This window comes from Nonomuraea sp. NPDC050153 (assembly GCF_044460125.1).
Lineage (GTDB): Bacteria > Actinomycetota > Actinomycetes > Streptosporangiales > Streptosporangiaceae > Nonomuraea.
Map to the genome: position 1 here is coordinate 110277 of NZ_JBITJQ010000036.1, position 17631 is coordinate 127907.

The 17631-nt window shown below is 70.2% G+C and carries 14 protein-coding genes; 12 read left to right on the forward strand and 2 right to left on the reverse strand.

Going from position 1 to position 17631, the window contains the following annotated elements; genetic code table 11:
* Positions 1-50: 50 nt before the first annotated feature.
* Positions 51-1196 carry a HoxN/HupN/NixA family nickel/cobalt transporter gene (locus tag ACIBQ1_RS50865; RefSeq protein ID WP_397289310.1) on the reverse strand — a complete coding sequence of 382 codons (1146 nt, stop codon included), beginning with the start codon at positions 1194-1196 and terminating at the stop codon, positions 51-53.
* A gap of 131 nt (positions 1197-1327) precedes the next feature.
* The gene (locus tag ACIBQ1_RS50870; protein ID WP_397289312.1) at positions 1328-2176 is read right to left on the reverse strand and encodes a MucR family transcriptional regulator; all 849 of its coding nucleotides are present in this window, start codon (positions 2174-2176) and stop codon (positions 1328-1330) included.
* 106 nt (positions 2177-2282) lie between these two features.
* On the opposite strand from ACIBQ1_RS50870, the gene ACIBQ1_RS50875 reads away from it, so the two are divergent.
* From ACIBQ1_RS50875 to ACIBQ1_RS50930, 12 genes are all read left to right on the forward strand, one after another.
* On the forward strand, positions 2283-3461 hold the full coding sequence (locus ACIBQ1_RS50875; RefSeq protein ID WP_397289313.1) for an MFS transporter: 1179 nt from the start codon (positions 2283-2285) through the stop codon (positions 3459-3461).
* The gene (locus ACIBQ1_RS50880; protein WP_397289315.1) at positions 3458-3886 is read left to right on the forward strand and encodes a Fur family transcriptional regulator; all 429 of its coding nucleotides are present in this window, start codon (positions 3458-3460) and stop codon (positions 3884-3886) included. The genes ACIBQ1_RS50875 and ACIBQ1_RS50880 overlap by 4 nt, the downstream gene beginning before the upstream one ends.
* Positions 3887-3946: 60 nt before the next feature.
* Positions 3947-4549, forward strand: coding sequence for a superoxide dismutase (locus tag ACIBQ1_RS50885; RefSeq protein ID WP_355193289.1), 603 nt, complete (start codon positions 3947-3949; stop codon positions 4547-4549).
* Between the two features lie 7 nt (positions 4550-4556).
* Positions 4557-5117 (forward strand): GNAT family N-acetyltransferase, encoded by a 561-nt coding sequence (locus tag ACIBQ1_RS50890; RefSeq protein WP_397289317.1) that lies wholly within the window; start codon positions 4557-4559, stop codon positions 5115-5117.
* A gap of 296 nt (positions 5118-5413) precedes the next feature.
* Complete coding sequence (locus ACIBQ1_RS50895) at positions 5414-7423, forward strand: YcaO-like family protein (protein ID WP_397289319.1); 2010 nt, start codon at positions 5414-5416, stop codon at positions 7421-7423.
* 25 nt (positions 7424-7448) lie between these two features.
* Positions 7449-8468, forward strand: coding sequence for an LLM class F420-dependent oxidoreductase (locus ACIBQ1_RS50900; protein WP_397289321.1), 1020 nt, complete (start codon positions 7449-7451; stop codon positions 8466-8468).
* Positions 8465-9472 carry an ABC transporter substrate-binding protein gene (locus tag ACIBQ1_RS50905; RefSeq protein ID WP_397289323.1) on the forward strand — a complete coding sequence of 336 codons (1008 nt, stop codon included), beginning with the start codon at positions 8465-8467 and terminating at the stop codon, positions 9470-9472. The genes ACIBQ1_RS50900 and ACIBQ1_RS50905 overlap by 4 nt, the downstream gene beginning before the upstream one ends.
* On the forward strand, positions 9469-10566 hold the full coding sequence (locus ACIBQ1_RS50910; protein ID WP_397289325.1) for a FecCD family ABC transporter permease: 1098 nt from the start codon (positions 9469-9471) through the stop codon (positions 10564-10566). Before ACIBQ1_RS50905 ends, ACIBQ1_RS50910 begins: the two co-directional genes overlap by 4 nt.
* Complete coding sequence (locus ACIBQ1_RS50915; protein ID WP_397289327.1) at positions 10563-11306, forward strand: ABC transporter ATP-binding protein; 744 nt, start codon at positions 10563-10565, stop codon at positions 11304-11306. Before ACIBQ1_RS50910 ends, ACIBQ1_RS50915 begins: the two co-directional genes overlap by 4 nt.
* A complete protein-coding gene (locus tag ACIBQ1_RS50920) occupies positions 11303-13021 on the forward strand; it encodes an ABC transporter ATP-binding protein (RefSeq protein ID WP_397289329.1) in 1719 nt (572 codons plus the stop codon). The genes ACIBQ1_RS50915 and ACIBQ1_RS50920 overlap by 4 nt, the downstream gene beginning before the upstream one ends.
* Positions 13018-14778, forward strand: a complete 1761-nt coding sequence (cydC, locus tag ACIBQ1_RS50925) for a thiol reductant ABC exporter subunit CydC (RefSeq protein ID WP_397289331.1) — start codon at positions 13018-13020, stop codon at positions 14776-14778. Before ACIBQ1_RS50920 ends, cydC begins: the two co-directional genes overlap by 4 nt.
* Before the next feature lie 225 nt (positions 14779-15003).
* Positions 15004-16059, forward strand: a complete 1056-nt coding sequence (locus tag ACIBQ1_RS50930) for a tyrosine-type recombinase/integrase (RefSeq protein ID WP_397289333.1) — start codon at positions 15004-15006, stop codon at positions 16057-16059.
* Positions 16060-17631: the final 1572 nt, after the last annotated feature.

A 17631-nucleotide genomic window follows, 5' to 3' on the forward strand; every position in this document is an offset into this window, starting at 1 on the left:
CCCGAACCGGGAGCCTCCTCGCGTAACGTCACGCACGGAGAGTCGCCGAGCTACTCGGTGGCGGGCAGGGACTCTGCCTTTCCTGTGCTGTCGGACCACTTCTCCTCGATGCGGCCGAACTTCCACACCGCCAGCGCGATGACCCAGGTCAGCAGGAAGAGCCCGACGATGCCGAAGCCGACGTAGTCGAGGTTCAGAGAGGCGATCCAGGCGAGCGGCCCGGTCTCGATGCCGAGTCGCTCGACGATCAACCCGACGAGGACCACACCGCCGATGACCAGGGCGACGGTCACCGACAGCACGGTGACGGTCAGGTTGTAGAAGACCTTGCGGATCGGTTTGAGGAACGCCCAGCCGTAGGCCCGGGACATGAAGACACCGTCGGCGGTGTCGAACAGGCTCATGCCGGCGGCGAACAGCACCGGCAGCACGAGGATGGCATACCACGGCAGGACGAACGTCGCCGAGCCGGCGGCCAGGACGAGCAGCGCGACCTGGGTTGCGGTGTCGAAGCCGAGGCCCATGAGCAGGCCGACGGGGTACAGGTGCCACGGCTTGCTGACCCGCCTGATCACCCTGGCGAGGAGGCGGGCCAGGAAGCCGCGGCGGTCGAGTTGCCGTTCGAGTTCGGCCTCGTCGTATTCGCCGGTCCGCATCCTGCGGAAGATCTTGGCGATGCCGATGACCGCGACGAGGTTCATCAGGCCGATCAGGATCAGGAAGCCGCCGGCGACGAGGGTGCCGATCAGGCCGAGTGACTGCGCGATCTGCGATTCCTCGTTCTGGACGACGCCGGCGACCGCCCGGACTCCGAGGGCCAGCAGCAGGCTCGCGACGAAGACGACCGAGGAGTGGCCGAGGGAGAACCAGAAGCCGGTGCTGACGGCCGGGGTGCCTTCGCCTACGAGCTTGCGGGTGGTGTTGTCGATGGAGGCGATGTGGTCGGCGTCGAAGGCGTGGCGGACGCCGAGGAGGTAGGCGGTCAGGCCGAGGCCGACGCTGAACACCCCGGCGCTGCCGAGCTGGTAGCGGTGGGGAGCGACCGCGAACACGAGCACGGCCCAGCCGACGACGTGCAGGAGGAGGACGATCCCCGTCATGCTGCCGAGAGATCGCCATTCTTTGGGGGTGAAGGCGTTGCGCAGCCCTGTCCTGCGTTCCGCGGTGCTGCCTGGGGTCGGTGTTGGGGAGTTCATGTGCCCCTCACTGTCGTGCGATGCGGGATAGTAGACGTTGAGGCCAACCCGCAATAGGTACGTTGTTGCAAGCAAAGTGCAACAACTACCGGTGATGGTACGACGGCGGCGGTAACGACCTCCTCGCTGGGTCAGGTTCGGACAGCCCCTGCGCTCTTGACGTGGTCCGGCGGCGCGGGCTCGGCCAGCCGGGCCCGCACCCAGGGGATGCTGCGTTTGAGGGCGGCGGCCAGTCTTGCGAGCGTCCATCCTTCCGCTCGCCGTTCGGTGAGCCAGCGATGCAGGTCTGTGGTCCCCACCAGGGCGGCCGCCGCGGCGATGTTCGCCTGGACTCTGGAGTGCTTTCCCGCGTCACTGTTCACGCCCGTGTGGCGTACCTCGATGCCGTGGTCGGTCAGGCTTCGGCGCACCACGGCGCGGCTCACCCGTAGCAGGGTGGCCAGTTCCTCGATCCCGTTCTGCTGCTCGATGTAGAGCTTGACCAAGCCGTCGCGTACGTCGGGGAATCCGAGCTCGCGCAGGTTGTCGCGGAGCCTGGCCTCGGCCGTCGCGGTTCTGGTGCGGCGGCCGGCGGCGAGTTCGCGTAGTTGTGCCGCACGTCGTTGAGGGCTGATCGGGCGCTGCCGGGAGGCCAGGTCGGCGAGTTCGCCGGAGCGGGCCATCCGGTGGCCTTGCCCGAGATCGGTTCTGGTGCGGGCCGATCGCCGGTAGAGGCCCGATTGGGCGGCACGCCGGGCTTCCGTGTGCCCGCGGGAGGAAAGCGCCTTGCTGGCGAACAGCCCGAACGCCTGCCGGTAGGCGTCGGCGGTCAGCCCATGGACCCGGACGTGGCTGCCCAGGGCGCGGTACCAGCGCCCGCACACGTGGCACAGGACGAGGTCGTTGTCGGTGTCACGGACCAGCGTGCCCATGGGGGCGTGGAGCCCGTCGTGCGACGGAGGAGAGTTCATCATCCACCGGCCCAGGAGAGATCGCTGCATGTAGCTTGCAAAAGCATATTAGTTGCAGGAATGTCATTTGGAGGTAAATGTGGCCGCGGGTCGGTCTGGGGAGGTGGTTCACATCGAGGTGCCCGTTCAAGCACCGATGGACGTCGGACGCGCGCCATATCCGCGGGTGCTGGCCGCAGCGGCGCTATCCAATCTCGGGGACGGGGTCAGGCTCGTGGCCTTACCTCTGCTCGCTGCGGCGCTGACTCGCGACCCCGCGCTGGTCGGTGGTCTGACGGCCTGCGCTTACCTGCCGTGGGTGCTGTTCGGCCTGCCCATCGGGGCGCTCGTCGATCGGGGCCGGCCCGAGGTGTTCATGGCGGTGGCGAACGTCGGCCGGGCCGTCCTGCTCGGCCTGCTGACGGTGATGCTGCTGCTGGACCTCCGTTCGATGGTCGTGCTGTACGCGGTGGCGTTCCTGCTCGGCGTCGGCGAGGCCGCCTACGACAACGCGGCGCAGTCCCTCATCCCGAAGATCGTGCCGGACGCGCGGCTGGAGTCGGCGAACAGCGGCCTGGTGACGGCCGAGCGGGTGGGCCAGGACCTGATCGGCCCGGCGGCGGGCGGAGTGCTGTTCGCCGCCGCGATGACCTTGCCCTTCGGACTCAACGCGGTGACGCTCGCACTGGCGGCGGCCCTGCTCGCAGGCATCCGGACCGCCGGCCCGGCGTCGGCGGCAAGGCGCGCGGTTATCCGTGACGCTGTGGAGGGGATGCGCTGGCTGGTCCGGCCCCATCTGGTGCGGACGGTGGTGCTGATCGGCTGTGTGATGAACTTCGTGACGCTGGCCTGGGAGTCGACGCTCGTGCTGCTGGCCGTGGGGCCGATGCGGCTGTCCGACGGCGGGTACGGCGTCATGCTGGCGGCCGGCGCGGTCGGCGGGGTGGCCGGCGCGATGGTCACGCCCGCACTCGTGCGGCGGTTCGATCGCCGGTGGCTCCAGGTGGCGGCGCTGGCTGTCTGCGCGGTCGTCGATCTCGCGCTGGCCGCCTACCCGAACCCGGTGACGGGTGCGCTGGCCTGGGGCGGCACGGGGGCCGGGTTCGCGGTGTGGAACGTGCTGTCGGTGACCTTGCGACAGCGCGAGGTGCCGCCCGAGTTGCTCGGCCGGGTCAACAGCGCCAGCCGGACGTTGTCGATGGCCGCCGCCCCGCTGGGCGCGCTGGCCGGGGGCGCGCTCGCGGCCGGCGCGGGGCTGCGGGCGCCTCTGTGGATCGCCGGCGTCGCCCTGACCGTCCTCGCCGTGGCCTTCGCCGTACGGAGCCGTCCGGCATGAACGGCGACCTCGACGAGACCCTGGCCCGCGTGGGCCTGCGCCGGACCGTCCCGCGGCTGACCATCCTGGACGTCCTCGACGAGGCAGGGACCCACCTCAGCGTCCTGCGCCTGCATCGGCTGGTGGCCGGTGCACACCCGATGGTGAACCTCTCCACCGTCTACCGGAACGTGACGGTGATGAGCGAGTACGGCGTGCTGCACAGCATCGAGCACGGCGGCGAGACGCTGTTCGGTCTCGCCACGACACCGCACCATCACCTCCTCTGCGAGCGCTGCGGCCTGCTCGTCGAGATGCCCGCGAACGAGTTGGCCCCGATGGCGGACCTGGTCATGGCGAGTTGCGGCTTCGAGATGGATCCCACCGGCCAGGTCCTGCGGGGCCGGTGCCGGCGCTGTCGGCATGCCGCCCATGACGCTAGCTAGTTGCGGGACTATTGTTTCTGCGAGATATATGCAAGTAGGAGAATTCGAGGAGAGATACTCATGGGTGAGTACACCCTTCCGGACATGCCCTACGATTACGCGGCGCTGGAGCCCGCGATCACCGGGGAGATCCTGGAGCTGCACCACGCCAAGCACCATGCCGCCTACGTCAAGGGCGCCAACGACACCCTGGAGCGGCTGGCCGAGGCGCGTGACAAGGGCGAGTTCGGCGGGCTGGTCGGGCTGGAGAAGACGTTCGCGTTCAACCTGTCCGGGCACGTCCTGCACACGATCTTCTGGCAGAACCTGTCCCCCGACGGCGGCGACCGCCCCGACGGCGAGCTGGGCGATGCGATCACCGAGCACTTCGGCTCCTTCGACGCCTTCAAGAAGCAGCTCACCACCGCCACCGCCACCGTGCAGGGCTCGGGCTGGGGCGTGCTGGCCTGGGAGCCGCTCGGCCGCCGGCTGGTGGTCGAGCAGGTCTACGACCACCACGGCAACGTCGGCATGAACACCGTCCCGCTGCTGGTGTTCGACGCCTGGGAGCACGCCTACTACCTGCAGTACCGCAACGTGCGCCCGGACTACGTCGAGAAGCTCTGGGGCCTGATCAACTGGAACGACGTCATCGCCCGCTACGACGCCGCCCGCGGCGCCTGACGTCCTGATGCCGGCGACGCCCGCCCGGCCCGAGCTTGGTCCGCGGGGCCAGGCGGGCGCCGCCACCTTTGCCGAGATCCGGCTCATCCCGGCGAGCGAGGTGCACGACTTCCTGGCCGCCGTGGCGGACGTGGCAGACCAGGTCTTCACCCGCCCGCCCTGGGCCGAGCCACGCGAGGCCGCCCGCGCGGCCGCCGAGCGCCTGGCCGCCGACGCGCCGTCACCGGGATTCACTTTCGCCGCCGCCCTGCACGGCGATCAACTCCGTGGTTTCGCCTACGGCGTGCGCTGCTCCCGGCTCGCCTTACTCGCCTCCCGGTTGCCGCGCCACGACTTCACCCTCAAGGAACTGGCGGTCGCGCCTCCGGCACGCGGGTACGGGCTCGGCAGGATGCTGCACGATGCGCTCCTGGCCACGGCCCCGTCGACGTCCTGGTGGCTGGTCACCCACCCGCAGGCCGGCGCAGCACTGGGACTGTATCGCCGTCGCGGCTGGCGCGCGGCCGCGCTGCGTCCGGGGCCGCAGAACCGGCCCCGGCTGATCATGCTGCGTGAGACCTCCCACTGACGTCCGGCCGGATTGGCCATTGACCGCTCTCGTGCCGCCGCCTACCGTGCTTATTGCGAAAGACTCGCAATTGCGAGAAACCTGCAAGCTATCCATGAGGAGGATGGCCATGGCACACGTCGCATTCGAGGAGATCGAGGACCTCACCGTCTGCGTGAGGGCCCACACGCCGGCAGTCGACACCGAGTTCGCCTGGAACGAGGACGACGACAAGTGATCGACCGCGGGAGGCCGCACCCCGGTCTCCCGCACCCTTACCGCCCTCGCTCCCTCGCACGACCCCGGAGGCCAGCCGGATGATCCGCCCGCTCCGCATCGCCCCCGGACACCAGCTCTACCAGGGCGCCGACGGCATCTGGCGCTGCCACGAGCCCGACGGCCGCATGACCCGCATCCTCACCCCCGGCGCGCTGATGCGGCGCCTCCCGCAAGCCCTGGCCGGGGCCGTCCCGATCGACGATGACCTGGCCGACCTTCTGCAGGCCCTGGAACAGCGCGGGGTGCTCATCCCGGCCGAGACCGCCCCGCCGCTGACCGATCGCGTCGTCCACGTGACCGGGGAGACCCTCATCGCCGACATCACCGCCGCTCTCCTGCAGCCGCACGTCAAGGTGGTACGCGGCCTGCTGGAGTCGATCGACGGCGTGGACATGGTCGTGGCCTGCGCCGGCTGGTTACCCGACGGCGAGTGGCAGCGCATCGACCGGTTGTGCGCCGACATCCCCTGGCATCGCTGCCACGCCGACGGGCTGGCGTACCGCGTCGGGCCATGCACCATCCCGGGCCGCACCGCCACCTACGCCGACACCCGCGCCCGCCGCCTCGCCGCCGCCCGCCTGCCGGACGAACTGCTGACCTTGTGGGAACGGCTGGATTCCGGCGACGCCCTGTCCGGCGACCCGGGGAACGCTTCGAGCGGACTCGTAGCCGGGCTGCTGGCCGATGACGTGCTCGCGGTCCTGTCCGGACAGCCGACCACGAACGAGGGCCATCAGGTCATCGTCGGCACCTCGCTCACCCGCCGCCCCGTACTGCCCCTGCCCAGCCCGGGCTGGGAGTGGACCGCGACGCAGGAACAGCTCGTGGATCCGGAGTACGGGCTGATCACGCGGGTGGTACGGGAGCCGAGCGCGCTGGACGCCTGCGTGATCTTCCGGGCGTATGTGGCGGCCACGGACCGCTTCGCGTCGTGGAAGGCCGACCGGGTGGCCGGCGGCGCCTCCTTCGACAAGAACCAGGCCCGCAAAGCGGCCGTCGGCGAGGCGGTGGAACGCTACTGCGGCAACGCCATCCCCGACGACCTTCCCCGCGGCAGCCACGCCGAGCTGGCCGCCGACGCGATCGATCCGCAGGACTTCGCCCTGTACGCGCCGCACCAGTACGCGGCTCCCGGCTTCCCGTTCACGCCGCTGACCCGTGATCTGGAGATCGAGTGGGCGACGGGCCGCGATCTGGTGAGCGGCACGGACGTCCTGGTGCCGGCCCCGCTGGTCTACCTCAACTACACCCGCCCGCCGCACACCAACATGCACGCCAACGCCGGCATCGCCGCGGGCGCCGATCGAGCACGGGCCGAGCGCTCGGCGCTGGAGGAGCTGTTCGAGCGCGACGCGGTCACGCTGTGGTGGCTGCGCGGGCGGCAGGCCACCCGCTTCACCCCGCACGACCTGGCCCGTCCGGTCGCGGAGGCGGCGGGCCGCGGCCTGTCGGTGACCTTCCTGACGATCCCCTCGGCGTTCGGGGTCCCGGTCATCGGCGCCTTCCTGGAGGACCGCGCCCGCCAGGTCGTCGCGTTCGGCACCGCCTGCCGCTCCCAGCCGGAGACGGCGGCGGCCAAGGCGTTCACCGAGGCGGCGGTGTCGTACACGATGAGCCTAGGCCTGCTGGACGGCGATGCCGCCGTCTGGCGCACCTCCGACCACCCCTACCGGCCCTTTCGCGCCGACCGGACCTACCGCGACGCCTTCCGCTCCGACTGGCACGACCTGACGGACCTGGAGCTGAACCTGCAGCTCTTCCTCGACCCGCGCATGCAGGGCCCGCTGCTGGACCGCCTGCGCGAGCCCCGCCCCGGTCCGCCGCCCTCACCCGTCGATCCCGACAGCTACGTGGGCAGGCTGGCGGCGGCGGGGCTGCGGGCCGTGTCGGTGGACCTGACCACTCCCGACGTGCGCGCCACGGGCCTGAGCGTGGTGCGGGTGGTGGCGCCCGGCCTGTACGGCAACGCGCCGGCGGCCTTCCCCTTCCTCGGCGGATCCAGGCTCGCCACGACCGAGCCGATCCTCGACCCCCTTCCTTTCGCATGAGCGAGCTTAAGGAGCACCACTGAAGATGAGGATCGGACTGGCCCTCGGTTACCACGGGGAGCCCATGACGGAGATCCTGCCGCTGGTCGAACATGCCGACCGGATCGGCGTGGACTCGGTGTGGAGCGTGGAGGAGTACGGCGCGGACGGGGTCAGCGTGCTGGCCTACCTGGCGGCGCGGACCGAACGGATCAAACTCGGCACCGGCATCCTGCAACTGGCCGGCCGCACCCCGGCCAACACCGCGATGACCGCGCTGACGCTGGACATCCTGTCCGAGGGCCGGCTGCTGCTCGGCCTGGGGGTGTCGGTGCCGTGGATCGTGGAGGGCTGGCACGGCGTCCCGTACGGCAAGCCGCTGGCCCGCACCCGCGAGTACGTGGAGATCCTGCGCAAGGCGATCCGCTGCGACGAACGGGTCACCCACGACGGCGAGTACTACCGGCTGCCCTACCACGGCCCCGGCTCCACCGGCCGCGCCCGGCCGGTCAAGGCCCTGCTGGACCCGGTCCGCACCACGATCCCGACCTACCTGGCCGGAATCGGATCCGGCATGGTGCGGCTGGCGGGCGAGATCGCCGACGGCTGGCTGCCCGGCTTCTACTCGCCCGAACGCGAGACGGCCATCACCGCCCCGCTCGACGAGGGGCTCAAACGCGCCGGCCGCGATCCGGACGCCGTGGACATCGCCGTGATCACCCACGCCGTCCGCACCCGCGACCTTGACAAGGCCCGCGACGAGCTGCGCCCCCTGTACGCCGCCTACCTCGGCCCCGACGTCCCCGGCGTCCGCAACACCTACTTCGACCTGGCCCGCGAGATCGGGTTCGAGGCCGAGGCCGAGACCATCCGCACCCACCACCGCGAGGGCCGCCGCGCCGAGGCCGTCGCCGCCGTCCCGGACACGCTGCTGGACGAGGTCGCCCTGCTCGGGCCGCTGCCGCGGATCGTCGACCGGCTCGCGGCCTGGAAGGACTCGCGGGTCGGCACGCTGGCGCTCATCACCCGCGACCGTGACCTGCTGGAGGCGGTGGTGTCGGCATGAGGCGGCTCCTGATCCTGGCGATGGCACTGACCCTGACCGCCTGCTCACAAGCTCCCGTCGTTCAGGAGGCCAAGCAGGCGGCGGCGCCGCAGGCCGGCTTCCCGGTCACGATCGAGAACTGCGGGCGCAAGCTCACCTTCGACAAGCCGCCCGCCAAGGTGGTGACCGGCTACCACCCCGCCCTGGAGACCCTGCTCGCCCTCGGCCTGGGCGACCGGATCGCCGGGCGCACGAACTTCGCCGAAAGCCCGTTCCTGCCAGGGCAGAAGGAGCAGTACGACAAGATCCCGGAGATCGCCGACACGATCATGCTGCCGCAGAAGGAGGTCATGCTCGCCCAGGGCGCGGACTTCGTCCTGGACAACGCGATGGCCAGCTTCGACGCCGCCGGCGGCTACGCCACCGTGGAGGAGCTGAACGCGGCCGGCACCCCGGTGTACATCCTGGGCGGCTGGTGCAACCCCGAGCAGGTGCTCCAGTTCACCATCGACGACACCTTCGCCGACCTGCGCAACCTCGGCGCGATCTTCGGCGTCCCCGACCGCGCCGCCACGCTGATCAACGAGCTGCAGGGCAAGCTCGCCGACGTCAAGAAGCGCGTCGCCGGCCGGACCCCGGTCAAGGTGCTGGCCACCGACGGCGGCAAGGGCCCGGTCAACGCCTACGGCGGCGCCGGCCTGACCAACCAGATGATCACCCTGGCGGGCGGCGTGAACGTGCTGGCCGACGTCAAGGGCGACTACACCGAGGTCAGCGCCGAGAAGATCAGCGCCGCCCAGCCCGATGCGGTCATCGTCAGCGACTATGCCACCCTGCGCGGCGAGAAGATGCCGAGCTCACCGGCCAAGGCCGCCGAAGCCTTCGCCATCGCCAAGAACAGCCCGGCCGCCAAGAACCAGCGCTACCTGGCCCTTCCCGTGGCAGCCCAGCACCCCGGCTACCGCAACATCCTGGCCCTCACCGACATCGCCCGCTTCCTGCACCCCGACGCCTTCACCCAGTGACCAGCACAACCCAGCAGAACCCGGCACAGACCGGGCTCGTACCCAAGAGCCGCCGCGCGAGCCGGTTCCTCCTGCTCATCGCCGCCCTCCTCGTCGCCGTCGTCGCCTCCACCTGGCTGGCGGTGAGCATCGGCGCGGTCCATGTCGCCCTGCCCCAGGCCTGGGGCATCGTCGCCGACCACCTCATCCCCGGCCTGGTGCCGCGTACCTGGACCCCGGTGCAGGAGCAGATCGTGTGGGAGTTCCGGCTGCCTCGCGCGCTGCTGGCGCTCCTGGTCGGGGCAGGGCTGGCGGTGGTCGGGGCGGTGCTGCAGGCGCTGGTGCGCAACCCGCTGGCCGACCCGTTCCTGCTCGGCGTCTCCTCCGGCGCCTCGTTCGGCGCGGTATGCGTGTTCGTATTGGGCGCCTCGGCGCTGGGCGGGCTGTCGCTGTCGGCCGCCGCCTTCGCCGGCTCCCTCCTGGCGCTGGGGCTGGTGTACGCACTGGCGCAGCGTTCGGGCCGGATCACCCCGTCGCGGCTGGTGCTGGCCGGGGTGGCGCTGGCGTACCTGTTCCAGGCCGCCTACAGCTACGTCCTGCAACTGGCCCAGAGCGGGCGGGCCGCGCAGCAGGTGCTGTTCTGGTTGATGGGCAGCCTCGGTGGCGCCCGCTGGGAGACGCTGCCGCTGCCCACCGTCGTCCTGGCCGTGGGGCTGGCGTACCTGCTGCTGCAGCACCGGCCGCTCAACGCTCTCACCGCCGGGGAGGAGACAGCCATCTCGCTCGGCGTGAACGTACAGCGCTTCCGCCTCACCCTGTTCGTGCTGACCTCGCTGCTGGTCGGCGTGCTGGTGGCCACCAGCGGCGCGATCGCCTTCGTCGGCCTGATCGTGCCGCACGCCGCCCGACTGCTCGTCGGCGCCGACCACCGCCGGGTCCTGCCCGTCACCGCCCTGCTCGGCGCAGTGTTCCTCCAGCTCGTGGACATCGCCGCCCGCACAGTCAACGCGCCGCAGGAACTGGCGCTCAGCATCGTCACCGCCCTGTTCGGCGTGCCGTTCTTCCTGTGGCTGCTGCGCCGCCGCTCCGTGGACCGGGCGGTGAGCGTCACGTGAAGCTCGACCTGCGCGGCGTGTCCGTCGCGCTCGACGGCCACCCGATCGTCCACGAGGCCGACCTGCTCGTGGACGACGGCGAGTTCGTGGGCCTCGTCGGGCCGAACGGCTGCGGCAAGTCCACCCTGCTCCGCAGCATCTACCGGGCGCTGCGTCCCTCCGCCGGTCTCGTCAGTGTGGACGGCGACGATGTGCACCGGCTGCCCGCCCGCGAGGCCGCTCGGCGCACCGCCGTCGTCGCCCAGGAAACCCCGGCCGACCTGGACTTCACGGTGGCCGAGATCGTCTTCATGGGCCGCACCCCATACAAAGCCGACGCCACCACCGACGAGGAGCTGTGCGCGCGGGCGCTGGACCGCGTCGGCCTGGCCGGCGCCGCCGACCGCATCTTCGCCACCCTGTCCGGCGGCGAGAAACAACGCGTGCTCCTCGCCCGCGCCCTCGCCCAGCAGACCCGCCTGCTCCTGCTGGACGAGCCCACCTCCCACCTCGACATCCGCCACCAGTTGGAGATCCTGCACCTGGTACGCGAGCTGGGCATCGCGACCCTGGCCGTCCTGCACGACCTCAACCAGGCCACCACGTTCTGCGACCGCCTCTACGTCATGAACGCCGGCCGCATCATGGCCGGCGGACCGCCCGAACAGGTCCTCACCCCCGAACTGATCTCCCAGGTGTACGGCGTGCGCGCCGTACACCGCGCCCAGCTCGTCTTCGAACGGCTCAAGGAGGAGCAGTGATCTCCCGACTGCTGGCCCTGTCACCCTCGATCCGGTGGCGCCTGGCCGGACTCGTGATGCTGCTGCTGTCCATCACCGCCACCTACGTCGGCCAGGGCATCCTCGTCGCCCAGGCCCTGTCCCGCATCTTCGCCGGGCAAGGGCCGGGATCGATCGTGTGGCTCGTCGCCGCGGTCGTCGCCCTGCAACTCGCCCGCAGCATCGCGCTGGCCGTCCGCGACGGCGTCGCCCTGCGGACCTCGGGCGCGGTCAAGGCCGAGCTGCGCCGCCGCCTGACCGCCAAGCTGCTGCGACTCGGCCCCGCCCACGCCCAGCGCGGCCGCACCGGATCGACCCAGACCACCCTCGTGGACAGCATCGAGACCGCCGACGCCTACGTCGGCAAGTTCCTGCCCCAAGTGATCGCCGCCATCCTCGGCGCGATCGCGGTCACCGCATACCTGTTCACCCTGGATCCGCTGGTCGGCGCCGTCGTCCTGGCCTGCGCGCTGCTCATGCCCGTACTGCCGCTGGTCTCGGACCGCGTGCTCAGGGGCCGCAACGCCGCCTGGTTCCGCAGCTACAAGGGCATGTACGCCGAGAACCTCGACGCTCTGCAGGGCATGGCCACACTCAAGGCGTTCAACGCCAGCGGCCGGCGCGGCGCCGAACTGGGCCGCCTGGCCGAGCAATTCTGCCGCGACTCGATCCGGCTCATGGCCATCGTCATCGGCTACGTCGGCGGCGTGGCGTTCATCATCGGCCTGGGTACCGCCGTGGCGCTCGGCACCGGCGCGCTGCGGCTGGCGGCCGGTGAGCTGACCGTCACCGAGCTGCTGATCATCCTGCTGCTCACGGCCGAGAGCTTCCGACCGCTGAAGGAGCTGGAGGCGGCCTACCACTCCAGCTACAACGCCGTCCCCTCGCTCAAGGCCGTCTTCGAGATCCTCGACACCCCGGAACCCACGCAGGGCTCCACCGCGCTCAGCCTGGCCGGACCGCCCTCGCTGACCTTCGACGACGTCCTGTTCAGCTACCCGGGCCGTGACCGCCCCGCCCTCGACCACTTCTCACTCGACATCGCACCAGGCGAACGCGTCGCCCTCGTCGGCCGCTCCGGAGCCGGCAAGACCACCGTCGCCGCCCTCCTGCTGCGCTTCTTCGACCCCTCCGGCGGCCGGGTCACCGTCAACGGCATCGACGTCCACGACCTGCCCCTCAACCGGCTGCGCGCCCTCGTCGCCGTGGTCTCCCAGGACACCTACCTCTTCCACGGCACTGTTCGCCGCAACCTCGCTCTCGCCCGCCCCGACGCCACCGCCGACCAGCTCGAAGCCGCCGCCCGCGCCGCCCAGGCCCACGACTTCATCAGCGCTCTGCCCGACGGTTACGACACCGTCGTCGGCGAGCGCGGCCTGAAGCTCTCCGGTGGCGAACGCCAGCGCATCGCCATCGCCCGTGCCCTGCTCAAGGACGCCCCCATCCTCGTTCTCGACGAGGCCACCTCCAGCGTGGACGCCGCCAACGAAGCCGCGATCCAGCACGCGCTGGACACCCTGTCCGGCGGCCGGACCACGCTGATGATCGCCCACCGGCTGTCCACCGTCCAAGCCGCCGACCGGGTCATCGTCATGGCCGACGGCCGCATCCAAGAGGCCGGGCCGCCGAGCGAACTCCTGGCTGGCCAGGGCGCCTACGCCCGCCTGGTCGCCGCCCAGAACGGAGCCGCCCGATGACCGCCACCACCGTTACGCTCGCCCGCCCCGGCGCCTCCCGGTTCCGTCCGATCCTGGCCCTGCTCGGCCCCCACCGCCCCCTGCTCCTGACCGCCATCGCCAGCGGCATCGCCCACCACCTGGTCGTCCTCGCCTCCGCCGGCATCGGCGCCTGGGTCGTCAGCCGCGCCATCACCGGAGCCACCCCCGACGACCTGCGCGGCGGCCTGATCGTCCTCGGCCTGCTCCTCCCGTTCCTGGCCCTCTTCCCGTGGCTGGAGTCCTACCTCGCCCACGTGGCCGCCTTCCGCGTGCTGGCCGACGTACGTGGCCGCGTCTACGCCGCCTTCGAACGCCTCGCCCCCGGCTACCTCCTCCAACGCCGCTCCGGCGACCTCGGCACCGCCGCCATCTCCGACGTCGAACAGCTGGAGCTGTGGTTCGCCCACACCCTCAGCCCGCTCATCAGCGCCGTCACCGTCCCCGTCGCCGCCCTCACCGCCCTGGCCGTCTTCCACCCCGCCCTCGCCGCGGCCCTCGCCCCCGCCCTGATCCTCCTCGCCCTCCTGCCCGCCTGGCTGCGCAAACGCGCTGCCGCCCAGGGCGCCAAACTCCGCGCCGAACTCGGCGAACTCAACGCCGAAGCCGTCGACACCCTCCAGGGCCTGCGCGAACTGCTCACCTCCGGTGCCGGCACCCGCCAGCTCGACCGGCTCGCCGAACACAATCAGCGGCTCCTGAACGCCAAACTTGCCCACGGCCGCCGCTCCGGCCTCGAACACGCCGTCACCAACGCCGCCACCACCCTCGGCCTGCTCGCCGTCCTCGTCATCGCCGCCCTGCTGACCTCGGCGGGGAGCCTGCAACCGGCGCTGTTCCCCGTCGCCGTCGTCCTGGCCGCCACCACGTTCGCCCCGGTCATCGCCGTCACAGACGTCGCCCGCGACCTCAACCTCGTCATCGCCGCGGGCGACCGCATCATGACCATCCTCAACACCCCGGCCCCCGTCACCGATCGCGTCACTGCCCCACCGCCCGACCCCATCGAGCCGCGCGTCCGATTCGAGGCGACCCGCTTCCGCTATGCCCCGGACCTCCCTGAAGCGCTGGCCGACGTCACCTTCGACATCGCTCCAGGCGAGACGGTCGCGCTGGTCGGCCACTCAGGCGCGGGCAAGTCCACCTGCGCCAGCCTCCTCATGCGCATGTGGGACGTCACCGCCGGCGCGATCACCATCGGCGGCCACGACATCCGCGACTTCCCCCAGGAGGACCTACGCCAGCTGATCACCCTCGTCCCCCAGGACGTCCACCTGTTCAACATCCCGCTGCGCGACAACATCCGCCTCGGCCGTCCCGACGCCACCGACGAAGAGGTGGAGACCGCCGCCCGCGCCGCCCACGCCCACGAGTTCATCACCGGCCTGCCCGACGGCTACGACACCTTGCCCGGCGAGCTCGGCGCCCGCCTGTCCGGCGGCCAGCGCCAGCGCATCGCCATCGCCCGCGCCCTCCTCAAGGCCTCGCCCATCCTCATCATGGACGAGGCCGTCTCCAACCTCGACGCCGAGAGTGAACAGGAGGTCGCTGCAGCCATGTCCGCGGCCCGCCGCGACCGCACCACTCTGGTCATCGCCCACCGCCTGTCCACAATCCGTACAGCCGACCGCATCGTCGTCCTGGATAACGGTCAGGTCGCCGAAACCGGCACGAACGCCGAACTCCTCGCCGGCAACGGCACCTACACGCGGCTGCTCGCCGCCCAACTCATCGGCTGATCACATCAAGCGGCTGGGACACAGTGGGAAGCGAACACCAGGTGGCGTAACGACTACTGGGCAATGCCAACCACCGTGTCCGCCACACCACAGGGCAGATTTCTATCGCCAGCTGCGTCGGGTCGGAGCGGCTGGGCGCGGCACCTGGCCCCCGATTGATCTGGGTCGCGATAACATGCCTTATCGCGACCCAGAACCTTGATCAAATGAAGACGGGAGACGCCGGTGACCGAGCTGGCATGGCTGGATGACGACCCGACCCCCTCGCTGCCGACACCGGCGGGCGTGGCCGACCGGGAGCTGACGGAGGCGGCGCGGGCGCGGGTCGCCGGAGGGTTCGCCGCCAACACCAGCCGGGCCTACCAGCGGGACTGGGAGGCCTTCACCGCCTGGTGCGCCGCTCTCGGCCGCCGCCCGCTGCCCGCCAGCCCCGAGACGGTCACCGAGTACGTCACCCACCTGGCCGCCACCCCCACCCGCAAGGGCACCCTCCCGGCGCCCTCCACCATCGAGCGCGCACTGGCCTGCATCCAGTCCCGGCACAAGAAGGCCGGGCTCCGCCTCAATGCCGAGTTCGCCCGCCTCGCCCTGCGCGACTATCGCAAGGAGCGCGCCACGGCCGGGCAGCGCACGCGCAAGGCCCCGCCCGCCGAGCTGACCGTGCTGCGCGCCTTGATCGACACCACCGACCCGGCCACCCTGGTCGGCCTGCGCGACCGCGTGGTGCTGGTGCTTGGCTTCGCCCTCATGGGCCGTCGCTCCGAGCTGGCTGCGCTCGACCTCGCCGACCTGACGTTCACTGGCGATGGACTGGAGGTCGCGATCCGCCGGTCCAAGACCGACCAGGATGCGATCGGCGAGATCGTGCCCCTGCCGTACGGCTCGCATCCGGCGACCTGCCCCGTGCGGGTCGTGCAGGTGTGGCTAACCACGCTGGAGGAGCGCGGCGTGAGAGAGGGGCCGCTGCTGCGGGCCATCGATCGGCACGGGCGACTGTCCGGCACGCCCGGGGCGACCATGCGCGGCACCGGCCGGATGTCCGGCGACGGGCTCAACAAGATCGTGCGGCGCGCGGCGGAGCGGGCCGGGCTCAAGGACGCCGACACCTTCACCGCCCACTCGCTGCGCGCCGGAGGGGCGACGGCCGCGGCCAAGGCGGGGGCCTCGGTGTCGGCCATCGCCCGGCACGGTCGCTGGTCGGAGAAGTCACCGGTGGTTCACGGCTACATCCGGACGGCCGACAAATGGCGAGACAACCCCATGCGCGGGGTGGGGCTCTGAGACGGTCAGCGCTGCGGATGCCCGAACACGCTAACCCTCACCCCTCGACCGGCGAAGGGCGTACCGAGAGTTTCGCGAGGCATTTACGCGCACGCGCGCGAGGCGAACAGGGCCCGGATTCGACACGCTCGTCCACACCGGTGGGCCGGGCGTATTGGGACTTTCGGGAGCCACTTACGCGCACGCGCGCAAGACCGACAACTGGCCGATGTGTGAGCGGCCGGGCCGAGATCGCCGTCGCCCGACACAGCCAGTGATCGGAGAAGTCACCGGTGAGCCATGGGCATATCCGGGCGGCCGACGAGTGGCGGGACAAGCCGATGCGCGGCATGGCGCCCTGAGACCGCCCAGGAGCGCCGCAGGTGATCGGCCAGGCTACGAGGGAGAGGGTGGGGAGAGGTGATCTTGTCGCTCTCCGTCGTTCCTAGCCGCGCTCACCTTGACGCAGCGGGGAACGCGGTCGATGCCCGTGAGGTAGAAGCCGTCCGGTATCAGTTCTTGCTCGCTAATCGGTCTAGCAGACCAGCCGCGGGGCCGCCTACGCTCCATCACGGCCCTGACGCCGGGCGCGCGGCCGGGGCAGCCCCGAGGCTGGCCCGCTACCCCTGTGGGTGGGACGACGGCAGACGGGCAGGCCAGGGTGACTCTGGTCGAGTGGTTATACACTCCCTCGCAGGGCATTTAAGTTGTTGACTTGTCATTTGTTGCTTCATGTTCAAGGTGTGGTCGGGAGAAATTCGCCGACAAGAAGAACCATGAACCTGCCAAAGTGCATCCGAGCGCCAGCAAAATCAGCGCGAGAGACAATATGTGTGACCAGTCCATCACCATATTTGACAGTGCCATAAAAATACTGAAGAAACCCATGAGTAATTGCCCCAAACCGTAATGGCGAGGCCTCTGTACCCGACGCTTCCCGATTGTCAACCGGGGAAGTCGATTGGTTGCCAGCGTGTATATCCCGAATGCGGCAGAGATGCATCCGAGCCCTAATATAAATACCCACGCCAAAGTGTAGTCCACTGAGTCACCTCTGGATCGCACAGGATGAACCGCTCTTTGGATCATCTTGCCGAACCGCCCTGCTACAGATCAAGCGGCGGCTGGCCACCATCCCCTCTGGATGCCGGGATGTTCCCCGCCTGACGACGAAGAGGCGTCGCTCAGTCATCGGGAGCCGAGTGACGAACTGAGTGACTTCAGAGATGCCTCACACAGCTCAATCATGCACGTCGATGCACCTGGAACGCCAGTTGGCCAGCTCAAACGCGCGTAAGGCAATCAATACGAATGCTTCCGCATCGAAGAGGTCACCAGTTATCCTCAGGGGCAGTTACACCCTTACTCCTGAAAGGGATGCTTGACTAGGCGTGAGCTGAGCGTAGGTCTACCGTCACTGTATGGGCGTGTGGAGAGAGACCGCAGCACAGTGGATGCGAATGCTCACGATCATGGGGGACAAGTCCCTGTCGATCTCAGAGCCTGCTGACGAAGGCTTAAGCGCTCAATGAGGTGCAGGCGTAGAGCGCTGGTCCGATCTTGTTGATGTGGCCCTGGTGGGACCACTGGGAG